The sequence below is a fragment of the Halobacterium bonnevillei genome, from assembly GCF_009831555.1.
Classification (GTDB): Archaea; Halobacteriota; Halobacteria; order Halobacteriales; family Halobacteriaceae; genus Halobacterium; species Halobacterium bonnevillei.
Map to the genome: position 1 here is coordinate 1 of NZ_WUUU01000075.1, position 13,994 is coordinate 13,994.

Annotated in this window: 18 protein-coding genes and 1 pseudogene; 8 read left to right on the plus strand and 11 right to left on the minus strand. The window is 68.9% G+C overall.

What is annotated here, in order from left to right:
* The 3 genes and pseudogenes from GRX66_RS10300 to GRX66_RS10310 form a co-directional block, all read right to left on the minus strand.
* Positions 1–189: pseudogene (locus tag GRX66_RS10300) on the minus strand (DoxX family protein); the annotation flags it as partial.
* 104 nt (positions 190–293) lie between these two features.
* A complete protein-coding gene (locus GRX66_RS10305; RefSeq protein WP_159526479.1) occupies positions 294–704 on the minus strand; it encodes an archease in 411 nt (136 codons plus the stop codon).
* Positions 701–1,462, minus strand: coding sequence for a DUF502 domain-containing protein (locus GRX66_RS10310; RefSeq protein WP_159526480.1), 762 nt, complete (start codon positions 1,460–1,462; stop codon positions 701–703). The genes GRX66_RS10305 and GRX66_RS10310 overlap by 4 nt, the downstream gene beginning before the upstream one ends.
* 105 nt (positions 1,463–1,567) lie before the next feature.
* Here GRX66_RS10310 and GRX66_RS10315 point away from each other — a divergent pair, with 105 nt between their 5' ends.
* A complete protein-coding gene (locus tag GRX66_RS10315; RefSeq protein WP_325064058.1) occupies positions 1,568–2,047 on the plus strand; it encodes a GNAT family N-acetyltransferase in 480 nt (159 codons plus the stop codon).
* Between the two features lie 267 nt (positions 2,048–2,314).
* Positions 2,315–3,490 (plus strand): DNA primase small subunit PriS, encoded by a 1,176-nt coding sequence (priS, locus tag GRX66_RS10320; protein ID WP_159526481.1) that lies wholly within the window; start codon positions 2,315–2,317, stop codon positions 3,488–3,490.
* 2 nt (positions 3,491–3,492) lie between these two features.
* On the opposite strand, the gene GRX66_RS19965 is transcribed toward priS, so the two are convergent.
* Complete coding sequence (locus tag GRX66_RS19965) at positions 3,493–3,849, minus strand: hypothetical protein (protein WP_233745452.1); 357 nt, start codon at positions 3,847–3,849, stop codon at positions 3,493–3,495.
* A 160-nt stretch (positions 3,850–4,009) separates the two neighbouring features.
* Here GRX66_RS19965 and GRX66_RS19970 point away from each other — a divergent pair, with 160 nt between their 5' ends.
* On the plus strand, positions 4,010–4,465 hold the full coding sequence (locus tag GRX66_RS19970) for a DNA replication complex subunit Gins51 (RefSeq protein WP_233745454.1): 456 nt from the start codon (positions 4,010–4,012) through the stop codon (positions 4,463–4,465).
* Positions 4,466–4,626: 161 nt separating this feature from the next.
* The gene (gene merB / locus GRX66_RS10330; RefSeq protein WP_159526482.1) at positions 4,627–5,226 is read left to right on the plus strand and encodes an organomercurial lyase; all 600 of its coding nucleotides are present in this window, start codon (positions 4,627–4,629) and stop codon (positions 5,224–5,226) included.
* A gap of 135 nt (positions 5,227–5,361) precedes the next feature.
* Here the strand turns inward: merB and GRX66_RS10335 are convergent, their stop codons facing one another.
* From GRX66_RS10335 to GRX66_RS10345, 3 genes are all read right to left on the minus strand, one after another.
* On the minus strand, positions 5,362–6,000 hold the full coding sequence (locus tag GRX66_RS10335; RefSeq protein WP_159526483.1) for a helix-turn-helix domain-containing protein: 639 nt from the start codon (positions 5,998–6,000) through the stop codon (positions 5,362–5,364).
* 88 nt (positions 6,001–6,088) lie between these two features.
* The gene (locus GRX66_RS10340) at positions 6,089–8,362 is read right to left on the minus strand and encodes a CDC48 family AAA ATPase (protein WP_159526484.1); all 2,274 of its coding nucleotides are present in this window, start codon (positions 8,360–8,362) and stop codon (positions 6,089–6,091) included.
* Entirely contained in the window at positions 8,359–8,613 is a 255-nt protein-coding gene (locus tag GRX66_RS10345; RefSeq protein WP_159526485.1) for a DUF7127 family protein, read from the minus strand. Before GRX66_RS10345 ends, GRX66_RS10340 begins: the two co-directional genes overlap by 4 nt.
* A gap of 140 nt (positions 8,614–8,753) precedes the next feature.
* Between GRX66_RS10345 and GRX66_RS10350 the strand changes: the two genes are divergently transcribed.
* On the plus strand, positions 8,754–9,545 hold the full coding sequence (locus GRX66_RS10350) for an alpha/beta fold hydrolase (RefSeq protein WP_159526486.1): 792 nt from the start codon (positions 8,754–8,756) through the stop codon (positions 9,543–9,545).
* On the opposite strand, the gene panB is transcribed toward GRX66_RS10350, so the two are convergent.
* Positions 9,539–10,351 carry a 3-methyl-2-oxobutanoate hydroxymethyltransferase gene (panB, locus tag GRX66_RS10355; RefSeq protein WP_159526487.1) on the minus strand — a complete coding sequence of 271 codons (813 nt, stop codon included), beginning with the start codon at positions 10,349–10,351 and terminating at the stop codon, positions 9,539–9,541. The two genes, GRX66_RS10350 and panB, sit on opposite strands and share 7 nt — an antisense overlap.
* A gap of 122 nt (positions 10,352–10,473) precedes the next feature.
* Here panB and GRX66_RS10360 point away from each other — a divergent pair, with 122 nt between their 5' ends.
* On the plus strand, positions 10,474–10,704 hold the full coding sequence (locus tag GRX66_RS10360; RefSeq protein WP_159526488.1) for a DUF5822 domain-containing protein: 231 nt from the start codon (positions 10,474–10,476) through the stop codon (positions 10,702–10,704).
* Positions 10,705–10,764: 60 nt separating this feature from the next.
* Entirely contained in the window at positions 10,765–11,136 is a 372-nt protein-coding gene (locus GRX66_RS10365) for a hypothetical protein (protein ID WP_159526489.1), read from the plus strand.
* A 1-nt stretch (position 11,137) separates the two neighbouring features.
* Here the strand turns inward: GRX66_RS10365 and GRX66_RS10370 are convergent, their stop codons facing one another.
* Both GRX66_RS10370 and GRX66_RS10375 read right to left on the minus strand, forming a co-directional pair.
* Complete coding sequence (locus GRX66_RS10370) at positions 11,138–11,659, minus strand: HAD family hydrolase (protein WP_325064060.1); 522 nt, start codon at positions 11,657–11,659, stop codon at positions 11,138–11,140.
* 57 nt (positions 11,660–11,716) lie between these two features.
* Positions 11,717–11,998 (minus strand): hypothetical protein, encoded by a 282-nt coding sequence (locus GRX66_RS10375; RefSeq protein WP_159526490.1) that lies wholly within the window; start codon positions 11,996–11,998, stop codon positions 11,717–11,719.
* Positions 11,999–12,104: 106 nt separating this feature from the next.
* Here GRX66_RS10375 and cysE point away from each other — a divergent pair, with 106 nt between their 5' ends.
* Positions 12,105–12,662 carry a serine O-acetyltransferase gene (gene cysE / locus GRX66_RS10380; RefSeq protein ID WP_159526491.1) on the plus strand — a complete coding sequence of 186 codons (558 nt, stop codon included), beginning with the start codon at positions 12,105–12,107 and terminating at the stop codon, positions 12,660–12,662.
* 15 nt (positions 12,663–12,677) lie between these two features.
* Here the strand turns inward: cysE and GRX66_RS10385 are convergent, their stop codons facing one another.
* On the minus strand, positions 12,678–13,802 hold the full coding sequence (locus tag GRX66_RS10385; protein ID WP_159526492.1) for an acyl-CoA dehydrogenase family protein: 1,125 nt from the start codon (positions 13,800–13,802) through the stop codon (positions 12,678–12,680).
* Between the last annotated feature and the right edge of the window lie 192 nt (positions 13,803–13,994).

Below are 13,994 nucleotides of genomic sequence, written 5' to 3' on the forward strand. Positions count from 1 at the left end.
GCCCGCCGCCGGGCGGTAGGCGAGGTACCCCAGCATCGCGGCGACGACGGCGAGTCCGCCGCCGAAGACGAGCGCGGCGTTGAGCGGATGTTCGAGCACGTCGACGAGGAACTGGACGGCCCGGACGGACGGGGCGCCGTCGACGACGTACTTGACGTGCGCGGGTGAGCCGCCGACACCTGGTGGCATAGTACTAAAATCCTCCCGCGAACGACAAAAAGTCCGCGCCGGCAATCGGCGTGCCGTCCGTGATGGACTGCCCGCCGTGGGGCGTAGCGACCCCGGGGGCGTCGTCAGACGTCGAAGACGACGTACGCGTGCCAGCCGCCGTCGGTCTCGGAGAGGTCCATCTCCGAGTACGTGACGGCTTTCAGGTCGCGGGCGTGGACCGCGGCAAGCGGCACGCCGCGCGCGCTCCCCCGCACTACCCACTCGTCGCCCTCCCGGGTCACGGTCGCGTCGTTCGCGACGGGGAGGACGCCGCGCACGTCGCGCTCGTAGATGAGCCGGTCGAGGTAGTCGTAGAGCAACGCCTCCCTGGCGTTCGCGCGCTCCTCGAACGAGAACCGGTCGCCCGCGTCCGGCCACTCCTCGGTCATCGCCTCCGCCATGCCGTCCGCGCACGCCGCGAACACGCCGCCGAGGCTGTCGGCGGTCGCTTCGACGGCGACGTCGGCCGTGTGTGATTTGAGTTCGTAGGTCATTCGGAGTCCTCCGCCGGCCGCTCGTTCGCGAGTTCCTCGCCCGTCAACTGTTCGAGGCGATCCCGCGACAGCCCGTCGTCGACCTCGGTCGCCGAGATGGCGACCCCCATCGTGACGACCGTCCGCATCCCCTCCTCGACAGTCATGTCGACGTCGCGTACGCGGTCTGCCGGCACGTGCGTGAGGTGACCGCCCATCACCGGATTCGGCGCGAGCGGCAGGAACAGCGACACCATCTCGTCGTGGTCCGCCGCAGACTCGATCGCCGCCGGCGTCTCCGTCGTCAGGAACCCCAGCGTGTACGCGTCCTCGTGGGGGAACTCCACCAGCTTCACGGACTGGAAGTTGTCGGCCTCGCTGCGCACCATCACCTCGCCCATCTGGCGGAAGCTCTTGTACACCGCGCCGACGCCGGGAACCCGTTCGAGCGCCGCGTCGAACTGCGCCAGCACGCGCTCGCCCGACCGGAAGGACGCGGCGAACCCGACGACGACAGTGAGTACGACCACCGCGGCCACGCCGGCGATGTCCACAACAGTCTCCGAGGCGTTCGGCGTCAGACCGAGGCCGTTCAACACCTGCACGAGCGGTTCGAGCAAGTCGTCGACCACGCCGACAGCGACGCTGAGAACGTACAGCGTCACGAGCACGGGAACGACTACCGCGACGCCGGTGAGTGCGGCCTCCCGGAGCCGTTTGTACGCGGATTCGCCCGCCTGCTGGACCGTGTCCCTGTGGCGTGGGCTGGCGTCGACCATCGTTCGCGGAGACGCCGACCACGCGTGAAAGGGTTACGGCGTCGTCCCGTGAATCGGGGCCCGGCGACGGTGGAATTATATTCACTGCGGTGCTACTGCCTCTCAGTGAGTGTCACGGTCGACGAACGAGTGGTCCCCCCGGGCGCCGACGACTACCTCGACGACGCCTGGGAGCTGAAAGAGCGAATCCGCGAAGAAGAGGGCCTCCTCAAGCAGCGACGGGGGTTCTTCGCGAACGCGTACCAGCGCTCGACAGTCTACTGTTTCCTGGACGGCGACACACTCGTCGGCTTCGCTGCGGCGCGCTCGGACGGCTACATTCTCTTTCTCGCGGTCGACCCGAACTATCGCGGCGAAGGCTACGGCGAACGCCTCGTCGCCGCCGTCGCCGAAGACGCCGGGAAGGCGTCCTGTCACGCCCGCCAGACGAACGAGAACGCCGTCAGGTTCTACGAACACCTCGGCTTCGACGTCGAACGCGAAATCTCGAACTACTACGAGGACGGCGAAGGCGCGTACTACCTCCGCCTCGGCGACCGCGACCGCATCCGCGACCGCATCTCCGAGTTGCTGCGCGGCCGATAGTTCGGTTCTGCTTTGCCAGGGTCTGGTACTGTACGGAAACGTCCCGTAGCGTATCAATAGCCCCGGCCCGCTCGCGGTCGCTCGTCGACCGCTGAATGCCGCGGCGGCGTGGCTGGCAGGCTTCCGCCCCTTTCAGTCCCGCACAGCACCGAGTTCACAGCCTCGGGGCGTTCGAAGCAGTGTCGATGACGCAGCCTGCCTCAGGGCGACGACGAGACGCGAGAGACGACACGCATTTACCCCCGGTCGTCCTACGACTTCCTCGCTATGGAGGAACGGACCCGCGCGTATCTCCGGGGTCGGTTCGGCGACTTCTATCGCCGCTCGGAGGTGACGCTCCCGCCGCGCGCCGACGACCGCGAGTGGGGGTACATCCCGTGGACGTCGGGGCCGGACACGACGATGGTCCGGCACAAGTCCACGCTGGACCTCGGGAATACGTCGGCGTTCCTCGAACGCGAGCGGCCGCGGCACGTGTACTTCTCGGCGGGGTTCTACGAGAACCCGGGGGCGTCGACCATGGAGCAGAAGGACTGGCTCGGGTCGGACGTGGTGTTCGACCTGGACGCCGACCACTTGCCGAGCGTGACGTTGGGCGAGGACACGTACGCGGAGATGCTCGCGAAGTGCAAGGACGCGCTCTACCGGTTGCTGGACTTCCTGGAGCGGGACTTCGGGTTCGAGGACCTGACGGTGACGTTCTCGGGGGGTCGCGGCTACCACGTGCACGTCCGGGACGAGGGCGTGCACGAACTCGAGCGCGAGCAACGCAGGGAGATCGTGGACTACGTGCGCGGGAACGAACTCGAGTTGGAGACGCTCGTCCGCGAGGAGACCGTGGAGGGACTCGGGTTGAAGAATCCGACGACGAAGCGCGTGCTACCCGCTGACGGCGGGTGGGGGCGGCGGATCACCGAGCGCCTCGGGGAGTTCGCCGACGGCCTGATCGAACGCGGCGAGGACGACGCCGTCGAGTACCTCTCTGGGTTCGAGGGCATCGGCGAGAAGTCCGCGCGCGCCATCTTCAACGCCGTCTCGAACAACACGGCGGCGGTGAAAGCCGGGAACGTGGACGTGCACCCGGCGTTCCTGAAGGTCGCACGCATGTACGTCGAGAAGACCGTCGAGGCGGAGAACGCGCCCATCGACGAACCGGTGACGACGGACACGAACCGCCTGATTCGGCTGCCTGGGACGCTGCACGGCGGCAGCGGCTTCCGGGTGCAGCGACTGAGCCGGGCGGAACTGGACGACTTCGACCCGCTCGTGGACGCCATCCCGGAGACGTTCGTCGGCCACGACATCACCGTCGACGTCCAGGCGGAACGCACCCTCGAGTTGCTCGGGGAAACGCTTACAGTGCGACCGGGTGTCGTGTCGGTACCAGAGTACGCGGGCGTCTTCCTGATGGCCCGCGGCGCCGCCGAGAAGGCCAAACAATGAACTTAGAGGACTTGCGCGCGGCCCAGACCCGCGAACGCGCGACCGACGGCCTCCAGGAGCTGCGGGATTCCTTCTACGCGGACGTCGCGGAGTACATCGCGGACCTCAAGGAGCGCCGGGAGACCGCGGCGGCAGCCGCCGACGACCCGTTCGGCGACCCGGAAGTCCAGGAGCTCTCGGACAAGATCGAGACCGCCGAGCAGGTCGCGGAAGCGATCTACGAGCGCCGCATGGGGAAACTCGTCAAGCAGGCGAGTCTGGCGGCGGCTGGGATGCCGGACGACGCGAACGGCCTCACGGACGAAGAGCGCGCGCTGTACGGCGACCTCGTCGACCGGATCGAGTCGAACAAGAACCACGTGCTCGACGTCATCTCCGGAGAAGCGACCGCCGGCGGGGGCGACCTCTCGAGCGGCTCGCAGGACGCTCAGTCCGGCGGCGCGGAATCGGCGGCCGGACAGTCCAGTACCGGCGCGCTGGGAGAGTCCGCTGGCGGCGACGACGTCGCGTCGGGAACAGGTGACGCCAACGCCGACGCCGAGGAGGCGTCCGCGGCTGCCGCGATGGGCGGCGGCCTCGACGACGCCGACACCGCCTCGGAATCCGGGGGCGCGGGGTGGGTCGACCGGGCCCAGCGAGGACTCCGGCTCCGACCCGACGGCGGGCGCCCACGACCCGACGGAGACGATCGCGAACGACCTCGCCGACCTCAAGGGCGAAGGCGGCGATGGCGGCGGGTCGACGGATGGCGGTCAGACGGAGCCCGGTTCGGACGGGGCGGGCAGCGACGGCGCGGACCACTCGGGCGGCGGGGCGGACGTCGAACGCACGATGGTCCGCGTGACGGACGACGTCGGCGAGATTTTCGGAATGGACGAGCGCGAGTACACGCTGGAGGCCGACGACGTCGTGACGCTCCCCACGGAGAACGCCGAGCCGCTCGTCGAGAAGGGCGCCGCCGAGAAACTGGAGTGACGGTCGGCGGCATCCGGTCGGTCGATGCCGCGGTTTGCGTGGCTCGTCGCTGCGACTGTCCGCACCAGCCGCTCCCAGCCCGCCGGCCGCGTCCCTGTTCTTAAAACCACCCCGTGGACTGGGAGCGACGCCAACCCGGCCGTACCTGCCACGTGTTGTCGATGCGCGAAATCGACGACCGGTTCGACGCACAGTTCGACCGCGAACTCCCGCCGGAGGTCGCGAACGGCTTCCAGACGGTTCTGGGGCTGTCCGAAGCGCCCGAGACGCTCGGCGAGTGGGCCGACGAGACCCGCAGCGTGCTCGACGACCACGACTTCGAGTTCGGCGCCGAGCACCTCTGCCTGACCGACGAGTCCCGCCACGAGGCCCGCGTCGCGGGGGAGACCAGGTACTTCAGGTGCGTGCTCGACGCGCTGCTGTTGCCGCTCCTGGTCGCGGAGCGCCCCGTTCACGTCCGCAGTCGCGGGCCAGTGACGGACGCCGTCGTCACGATGGCGGTGACGGACGAAGACGTGACCACTGACCCGGAGACGGCGGTGGTCTCGTTCGGCCTCGACGCCGGGGTCGACCGGGAGGCACCCCCCGGGCAGGTGACCCGAGCGTTCGGGTACGCCGCGTTCTGCCCGTACGTCAACGCGTTCCCGACCCGTGAGGCTTACGAGGAGTGGGACGAACGCACGGCGACCGCAGCGACGACGGCGCTGACACCGACTGAGGCGATCGCGGCGGCCGCAGCCATCACGAACCCCGACCGGTAGTCACGGGCGTCCGTCGGTTCCCAGTGACACTCCTGGCGATCTGGGGTTCCCGCGGCACTCTGGACGGACTGAGGGTCCAGCTGCACGCAATGCGGCGTGAGTTTCTCGCCGCACTCCGGGCGGTCCGGGCGCCGGTCAGTCCGAGAGGTGATGCGAGAGGAGGTTGCGTTCGGCGCGCTGGAGGTGCTCGGCGACCGTCGAGTTGTCCACGTCGAGTTCGGCTGCGACGGCGTCGGTCGACGCCTGCCGGGGGACCTCGTAGTACCCCGCTTCGAATGCCGTCTCGAGGACCTCGCGTTGCCGGTCGGTGAGGTCGCCGAGCGGGTCGTCGTTGCCCTCGTACTCGCCGAGTCTCTCCAGGTCGACGTCGGCGCCCGCGGACGCGTATTCGCCGACAGCGTCGCGGATGGCGGCCTGAGGACCGACGAGTGAGAGCGCAGCGCCGTCGTCCCGCAGGTCGGGGTCGCAGTCACCGACGAGTGCCGCTGCCACGGCCGCCATCTCGTCGTCGAACTTCGGCGTCGCGTACGAAATCACGTAGCGCTCCGTCCCGTCGCTGGTTTCGGTGCGCTCGTAGTCCCTGACGTAGTCGAGCGCGTCGATGCGGGCCTCGTCGATGGCTCGCTGGACCTCCACCTGGACGACCGCGCTGTCGCCCTCGCACGCGACCGTCTCGAAGTCCTGGATGCCCGCCTCGCGCGCGAGCGCGACGAGTTCGCCGATACCGAGGGTGTCGAGTTCTGAGTCGCTGACGCCGAGGACGGCTTCGCGCATGTAACCGAGCCAACATACGACGCCGACAACGAAAATGTTGTGCCCGGCGTACTGGGCGTGCCGGAGCGTCTCCCCAGTCGAGCGGGGACTACTGGAACGCGCCGGGGACGTGTTCCCCTTCCTCTTCGGGGGTCGCCGCCTTCTCGAATTTGTCCTCGAGTTCCTCGTACTGCTCGCGGACCTCCTCGTCGACGCTCGGCGTGATGTCGGTGAGGGCGTCCTCGAAGTGGTCGGCCGTGATGCGGACGTTCTCGACGGAGTCAGCAGCCTCCTCGGGGTCCACGGAGTTCACGAACTCGCGGGTCGCGTTCATCGTGGCTTCGCGGACGAGCGCCTCGATGTCCGCGCCGACGAAGTTCTCCGTCTCGCCGGCGAGGTGGTCGAGGTCCACGTCGTCGGCCAGCGGCTTGTTGCGGGTGTGCACCTCGAGGATGGCGCGACGCGCCTCCTCGTCCGGCACCGGGACGTGGACGTGGCGGTCTAGGCGGCCCGGCCGGAGCAGTGCGCTGTCGATGAGGTCCGGGCGGTTCGTCGTCGCGACCACGACGACGTCCTCCAGGCTCTCGATCCCGTCCAGTTCCGTGAGGAGCTGGCTGACGACGCGTTCGCCGACGCCGGAGTCGCCCATGCCGCGGCCGCGTTCGCCCGCGATGGAGTCGATCTCGTCGAAGAACACCACCGTCGGCGCGTTCTCGCGGGCCTTGCTGAAGACGTCGCGGACGCCCTTCTCGGACTCCCCGACGTACTTGTTGAGGAGTTCAGGCCCCTTCACGGAGATGAAATTCGAGTTCGCCTCGTTCGCGACGGCTTTCGCCATCAGCGTCTTCCCGGTGCCCGGCGGGCCGTACAGGAGTACGCCCTTCGCGGACTCGAGGTCCATCGACTCGAAGACCTCCGGGTAGTCCAGCGGCCACTGGATGGTCTCGCGGAGGCGCTCTTTGGTGTCCTCCAGGCCGCCGACCTGGTCCCAGGAGATGTCGGGGACTTCCACGAACACTTCACGGAGCGCCGAGGGCTCGATGCCCTTCAGCGCGCTCTTGAAGTCGTCCTCGGTGACGCGGATAGACTCCAGGAGTTCCGCGTCGATCTCGTCGGACTCCAGGTCGATCTCCGGGCGCACGCGGCGCAGCGCGTTCATCGCGCCCTCCTTCGCGAGGCTCTCGATGTCGGCGCCGACGAACCCGTGCGTGCTCTCGGCGAACTCGTCGATGTCGACGTCGTCGGCCAGCGGCATCCCGCGCGTGTGCACCTGCAGGATCTCCTTGCGGCCGTCCTGGTCGGGGACGCCGATCTCGATCTCGCGGTCGAAGCGGCCGCCGCGGCGCAGCGCCGGGTCGATGGCGTCAACGCGGTTCGTCGCCGCGATGACGGTGACGTCGCCGCGCTCCTCGAGGCCGTCCATCAGCGACAGGAGCTGGGCGACCACGCGGCGCTCCACGTCGCCCTGGGTCTCGCCGCGCTTCGGCGCGATGGAGTCGATCTCGTCGATGAAGACGATGGCGGGCGCGTTCTCCTCGGCCTCGTCGAAGACCTCGCGGAGCTTCTCCTCGGACTCCCCGTAGTACTTCGACATGATCTCGGGGCCCGAGATGGTCTGGAAGTCGGCGTCGATCTCGTTCGCCACCGCTTTCGCGATGAGCGTCTTCCCGGTGCCCGGCGGGCCGTGCAGGAGGACGCCCTTCGGCGGTTCGATGCCGAGCTGCTGGAACAGCTCCGGGTGGCGCATCGGCAGTTCGATCATCTCCCGGACCTGCTCGAGTTCGCGGTCGAGGCCGCCGATGTCCTCGTAGGCGACGTTCGGCGTGCCGTCAGCGGCCTCGCCCTCGCCGGCGCCGGGAGCGATCTCCTCGGCGGGCTGTTCGGACACCTGGATGTCGGTGTCGTTGCTCACGACGACCGTCCCGTCGGGGTCGGTGTCCGCGATCTTGACGGGAATCTGCTGGCCGGAGACCGTGCTCATCCCGCCGAAGCCGAACGAGATGGGGATGGTCTGGCCGGTCGTGACGGGGCGGCCGCTCAGGCGGTCCCGTACCATCGGCGTGATGTCCCCGCGCACGCGGAGGTTCTGGGGCAGCGCGACCGTGACTGCGGTCGCCGGCTTGATGTCGGCGGGTTCGACGGTGACGCCGTCGTCGATGCCGACGTCGGCCTGCTGGCGGAGGCGGCCGTCGATTCGGACGACGCCTTCGCCCTCGTCTTCGGGGTAGCCGGGCCAGACGCGTGCGACCGCTCGGCCCTGGTCGCTCTTGATGACGACGTAGTCGCCGTTCTCCAGGCCGAGTTCGTCCATCGCCGCGCGGTCGATGGCGGCCAACCCGCGGCCGGCGTCCTTCTGTTTCAGCGGCTTGACCGTGAGTTTCATTGGTCCACCTCGACAGTGACGACGCCGTTGTTGATAAGCGCTTTCTCGACCTCTCCGGTCGGCACGTCGAGTTCGTGCTGGACCGGTTCGTCGCCGGTCTCGAAGACGAGGATGACGGTGTCGTCGAGCACGTCGACAGTTACTGCGTCGTCCTGGACGCCGAAGTCGGCGACGAGAACGGTCTCACCGTCGTCGTATTCGAACCGGCGAACGGGCGCGTCGAGTTGCTCACTGAGGGATTCTGGATTCATTTGACTAACCTGAAGTAATCTTTCTACACTTATAAGGCTATCGTAGATTTTCCGGGGACGGGTCGGGTGGCTGGACTACAGGTAGAATTGCGGTTCACAGCTCCGTAGGTGTTTTGGCGCTGGTGGCCCTCGCCGGAATCATGGAGACGGTCACCCACGACGGTCGCACCACGGCCTACCGCGTCACGGACCGCGGCGGCGACGGGACGCCCCTGCTCTGCATTCACGGCAGCGGCGGCACGCACGCAGTGTGGAAGTCCCAGCTAGCGCGACTCTCCGGGGACCGCCCGGTCGCCGCGCTCGACTTGAGCGGGCACGGCGACAGCGACGACGTCGACACGGACGCCGGGCCCGAGACCCTGGATGCGTACGTCCGGGACGTCCTGGCTGTCGCCGAGGCAGTCGACGCGGGCGTCCTCGTCGGGAACAGCCTCGGTGGCGCTCTCGTTCTCCGGACGCTCCTCGACACCGACGCCGGCGTGGACGCCGCCGTGCTCGCCGGGTCCGGCGCGAAACTCGGCGTGCTCGACGACCTCCGGGACTGGCTGGCGGGCGAGGACGGCGGGTTCGACCGCGCCGTCGAGTTCCTCCACCGCGACGACATGCTCTTCCACGACCCGAGCGCCGAGGAACTGGCGTTCTCCGAGCAATCCATGCGGGAGGCGGGCCGCGAGGTCGTGGAACGCGACTTCCTGTCCTGCCACCGCTTCGACGTCCGCGACCGCCTCGACGGAATCGACGTCCCACTGTTCGCGCTCACGGGCGAGTTCGACCGTCTCACGCCGCCAGACTACCACGAGTACGTCGCAGAACACGTGCAAGACGGGGCGTGGACGACCGTCGACGCCGCCGCCCACCTCTCGATGCTCGAAGCACCGGAGGCGTTCAACGACGCGCTCGGGCGCTTCCTCGAGGAGAACGGCCTTCAGTAGAGCTCGTCGACGTCCTCTGCGACGTGCGTGTGTTCGTCGGCGGGGAAGTCGCCGGATTCGACGGCGTCCACGTAGCCGTCGACGGCGCGCTCCATCTCAGACCGGACGTCCCCGAACTGCTCCGAGAACGGCGGGCTCTGCTCGGAGAGGCCCAGCACGTCGTCGACCACGAGGACCTGGCCGTCCGTGTCGGGACCGGCGCCGATGCCGATCGTCGGGATGGCGAGCGCGTCGGTGATGTCCGCGGCGACGTTCCCGGGGACGTGTTCGAGGACGAGACTGAACGCGCCGGCGGCCTCGTGCTCTCGCGCGAGCTCGAGCATGCGCGCCGCGGCGTCCTGGTCGGTGCCCTGGCGGTGGAAGCCCCCGAGCTGATTGACGTGCTGAGGGGTCAGGCCGAGGTGCGCCATCACGGGAATCCCGAGGTCCGTGAGGCGGTCGGTGAGGTCCACGGTGTGCGGGCCGCACTCCAGCTTCACGGCGTCGGCGGCCGCCTCCTTGAGCAGGCGCCCGCAGTTCTGGACGCTGTCGGCCTCGTCGGCTCCGTAACTCAGGAACGGCACGTCCGCGACGACGACGGCGTCTTCGGCCGCCCGCGCAACCGCAGCGGTCGCGCTCGCGATCTCGTCGAGCGTCACGGGGAGCGTCGTCTCGTACCCGAGTTTCGCGTTCCCGATGCTGTCACCGACGAGAATCAGGTCCACGCCGGCGTCGTCGACGACGCGGGCCGTGGGGGCGTCGTAGGCGGTGAGCATCGTCAACGGGTCGTCGCCGGCGTCCCGGCGGACGCTTCGAACTGTCGCCATGTCGGACCGTCGCCGCGGACGCGTGTTAAACGTGGGCGGATTCGCGACGGACAACGGGGACGTTTCGCGGAATCGCGACGGACAACGGGGAAGTTAAGCCAGCAGCGGCCGTCCCTGCGCACGTGCCGGAGTTACAGGAGGAGACCGACCCCGAGGGCGTCGACTACGGGTGGGTGATGCAGACGACGTTCGTGGTCACCATCGTCGTCGGCGCGCCCGTCGTCGCCGCGCTCTCGCTGTTCTACACGCTCCCCACGTGGGAGGCGCGCGTCTCGTTCGCCGTGCGCGTCGGCGCCATCGTCTGGTTCGTCACCGCCGTCGCGACGTACTGGTACGCGCGCCAGTCGACGTAACAAAGCTCCAGTAATTCAGATGGGAGGGCTTAAGTGGAATCCGTTTATCATGTTGCTTCGATGACTGAAGAGACACCCTGGTCGGAGGCTATCCTCGCCGGCCTCGTTCTCCAGGTCCTCGGAATGATGCTGATGAGTTTCATCGCCCCTGGGGGTATGGGGTTCGTCCTCTCGTTCGGCTTCCTGGGCGCCGGCCTGGCCGTCTCACGCAGTTCACCGCTCCGCCTGCGGGACTTCCTCGCGTACCTCGTGCTCACGCTCGCCTCGCTTTCGGCGATATTCAATCTCGTGGGGGCGGTCGCCGGGACGTCGACCATCTACGACGCCGGCGGTGCCCCCGCCGTCATCGGGTCTATCCTCGCCGCGCTCGCCGCCGGAATTGCTCTGCTGACTGCGCTCCGGCGCTCCGAGCGCGCCCCCTACTTCGGCTAGCCTACGCCCACCGGAAGTCCGTCCCCGCGCGGTCCGCGGTCACCTCGTCGCTCGCCGAATCCCCGACGAACAGCGCGTCCGCGGGTGCGACGCCGAGTTCGTCCAGCACCCACGTCAGCGCCCGCGGGTCGGGCTTGCGCGCTGGCACTGTGTCTCGGCCCGCCACGACCCGGAAGTCGTCCAGCAGGTCGTGGCGCTCCAGTGCGGTCCGGCAGGCCGCTTCGCAGTTCAGTGACAGCACCGCGGCCGGTGCGTCAAGCGTCGCGAGTTCGTCTGCACCCGGCAACCGCTCGGCGCGGGTCGCGCCGTCGCGCTCGTGAGCCGCGATGAGTTCGTGGACCTCGTCGCCGACGCCCGCGGCCTCCGCGGCGTCCAGCATCTCCCACATGTCGTGCTCGCTGGGGTCGACGCCCGCGTTCCGGAGTCGCGTTGCAACCTCGCGCTCGACGTCAAGCCAGTCCACGGCGAGTCGCACCAGCGTCCCGTCGAGGTCGTAGACCACCGCGTCGTAGTCGCCGTTCACGCCTCCCACTTGCGGCTTCCCCGAGTTAGGGACTTCGGTGAGTGGAGGCCGACGAGGTCAGTCGACGAATCCGAAGCCCTCGGCGTCCAGTTCGTTCGAGACGTGGCCGCTGCCGCGGTCGGTGATCAGGTAGTAATCGTCGGTGTCGCCCAGCGTCCGCACGTAGTTCGCGTCCTCGAGTTCCGCGAGCGCCGCCGCCACCTCGGCGGTGCTCGGCCGGCCCGCGCCGACCGCGCCGAGGTTCGCAGCGACGACGGCCGCGTTGACGGCGATGCCCGCCTGGTGGAGCACGCGTAACACTGGCTCGACCGCCTCGCTGTCCCAGTCGGTCTGCGTCATGCGGACGCTGACGCGGGCCACGCTGATATGTCGTCCGGCCGACCCGGTAGCGACAGGCCCCGCTCCGGTCAGGACGCTTTTGGTTGGGGCGGTCCGATGTGGTGGCATGCTCAATCGCGTTCGCGCGGACGTCGCCGCGATGCGTCGCCGCGACCCCGCGGCCAGAACATTCCTCGAAGTCCTGCTGTGCTACCCGGGCCTGCACGCCGTCTGGGCGCACGTGTTTCTCGCCGCGCCGGTGTACAGCGCCTGGCCGCTCGCGGGCCGCGTGGTCTCGCAGGTCGCGCGGTTGCTCACGGGCGTCGAAATCCACCCGGGAGCGGACGTCGGCCGCCGCGTCACCATCGACCACGGCGCCGGCGTCGTCGTCGGCGAGACGGCCGAAATCGGCGACGACGTCCACATGTACCACGGCGTCACGCTGGGGGGCAACGACCCGCGGCCCGTGAAACGCCATCCGACGGTGGACGACCACGCGACCATCGGCGCGAACGCGACGCTCATCGGCGACATCCGCATCGGGGAGAACGCGACCATCGGCGCGGCGTCGGTTGTCACGAACGACGTCCCCGCGGACGCTACCGTCGCCGGGAGTCCGGCGGAACGCGTGGACGAAACGGGCGACGCGACGGACGCGGACGAGGCGGACGAAGCGGACGCGTAACGGACTCGCGGGTCGTCAGTCGAGGAGGCCGCGCGCGATGATCTCCTTCTGGATCTCGGAGGTCCCCTCGTAGATGGTCGTGATCTTCGAGTCCCTGTAGAAGCGCTCGACGTCGAAGTCCGTCGTGTACCCGTAGCCGCCGTGCACCTGGACGGCCTCGCTGGTGACGTCGACGGCCGCCTCGCTGGCGAAGTACTTCGCCTTCGCGGCCGCCTGGCGGTGGTCCTCGCCCGCGTCGGCCTTCCGCGCGGCCTCCCGCGCGAGCAGGCGTGCGGCCTGCGTCTGCGTCTCCATGTCCGCGAGCTTGTGCCGGATGGTCTGGATCTGCGAGATGGGTCTGTCGAACTGCTCGCGCTCGTGGGCGTACTCGACGGCCGCGTCGAGGCCTGCCTGCGCGAGGCCGACGGCCTGCGACGCGATGCCGATGCGGCCCCCGGTCAGGATGTGCAGCGCCGCGGACATTCCGCGGCCCTCCTCCGTGAGGCGGTAGTCGGCGGGAATCCGGCAGTCGTCGAACAGCAGCGACGTGGTGTCGCTGGCGCGCAACCCGAGTTTGTCCTCCTTCTTTCCGACCTCGACGCCCTCGGCGTCCTTCGGGACGAGGAACTGCGTGATCTTGTCGTCGTCGCCGTCGACCTTCGCGAACACGATGGCGACGTCCGACCGCTGGCCGTTCGTGATCCACTGCTTTTTCCCGTTCAGGACGTACTCGTCGCCGTCCCCGGTCGCCTCGGTGGACATCTGTGCTGGGTTCGACCCGGCCTCGGGTTCGGAGAGCGCGAACGCGCCGACGGGCCGGCCGTCGGCCATCTCGGGCAGCCACTCGTCCTTGACGGCGTCGCTGCCGAACTCCGCGATGCAGGAGGTCGCCAGGCAGTGCACTGACAGCGCCGTCGCCACGGACAAGGCGCCGTACGCGACTTCCTCGTTGACAACGCTGTACGTCACGCTGTCCACGTCGAGGCCGCCGTAGGCCTCGGGGACGGTCATCGCCGTCATCTCCATCTCGGCGAGGCCGTCCCAGACGGCCTCCGGGAACGACTGCTCGCGGTCGGACTCGGCGGCCGTCGGACGGATCTCCTCGACGGCGAACTCCCGGACGGCATCCCTGACGTGGCGCTGCTCGGCGGAGAGGTCCATACGCGCCCTTCGCGCGACGCCTGAAAAAAGCTGTCCGATTCCCGGCTCCCGGGACGCGGCCGCCTCGCAGCCCGGTCGGGAGTCACCGGCCGGCTACGATTCGCGGAGGTACGCCGCCACGTCGTCTGGGTCGACGGAGATACCGCCGCCCTGCGCGACGAGGGCGCGCCACGCCACCGCCGAACTCGCCGG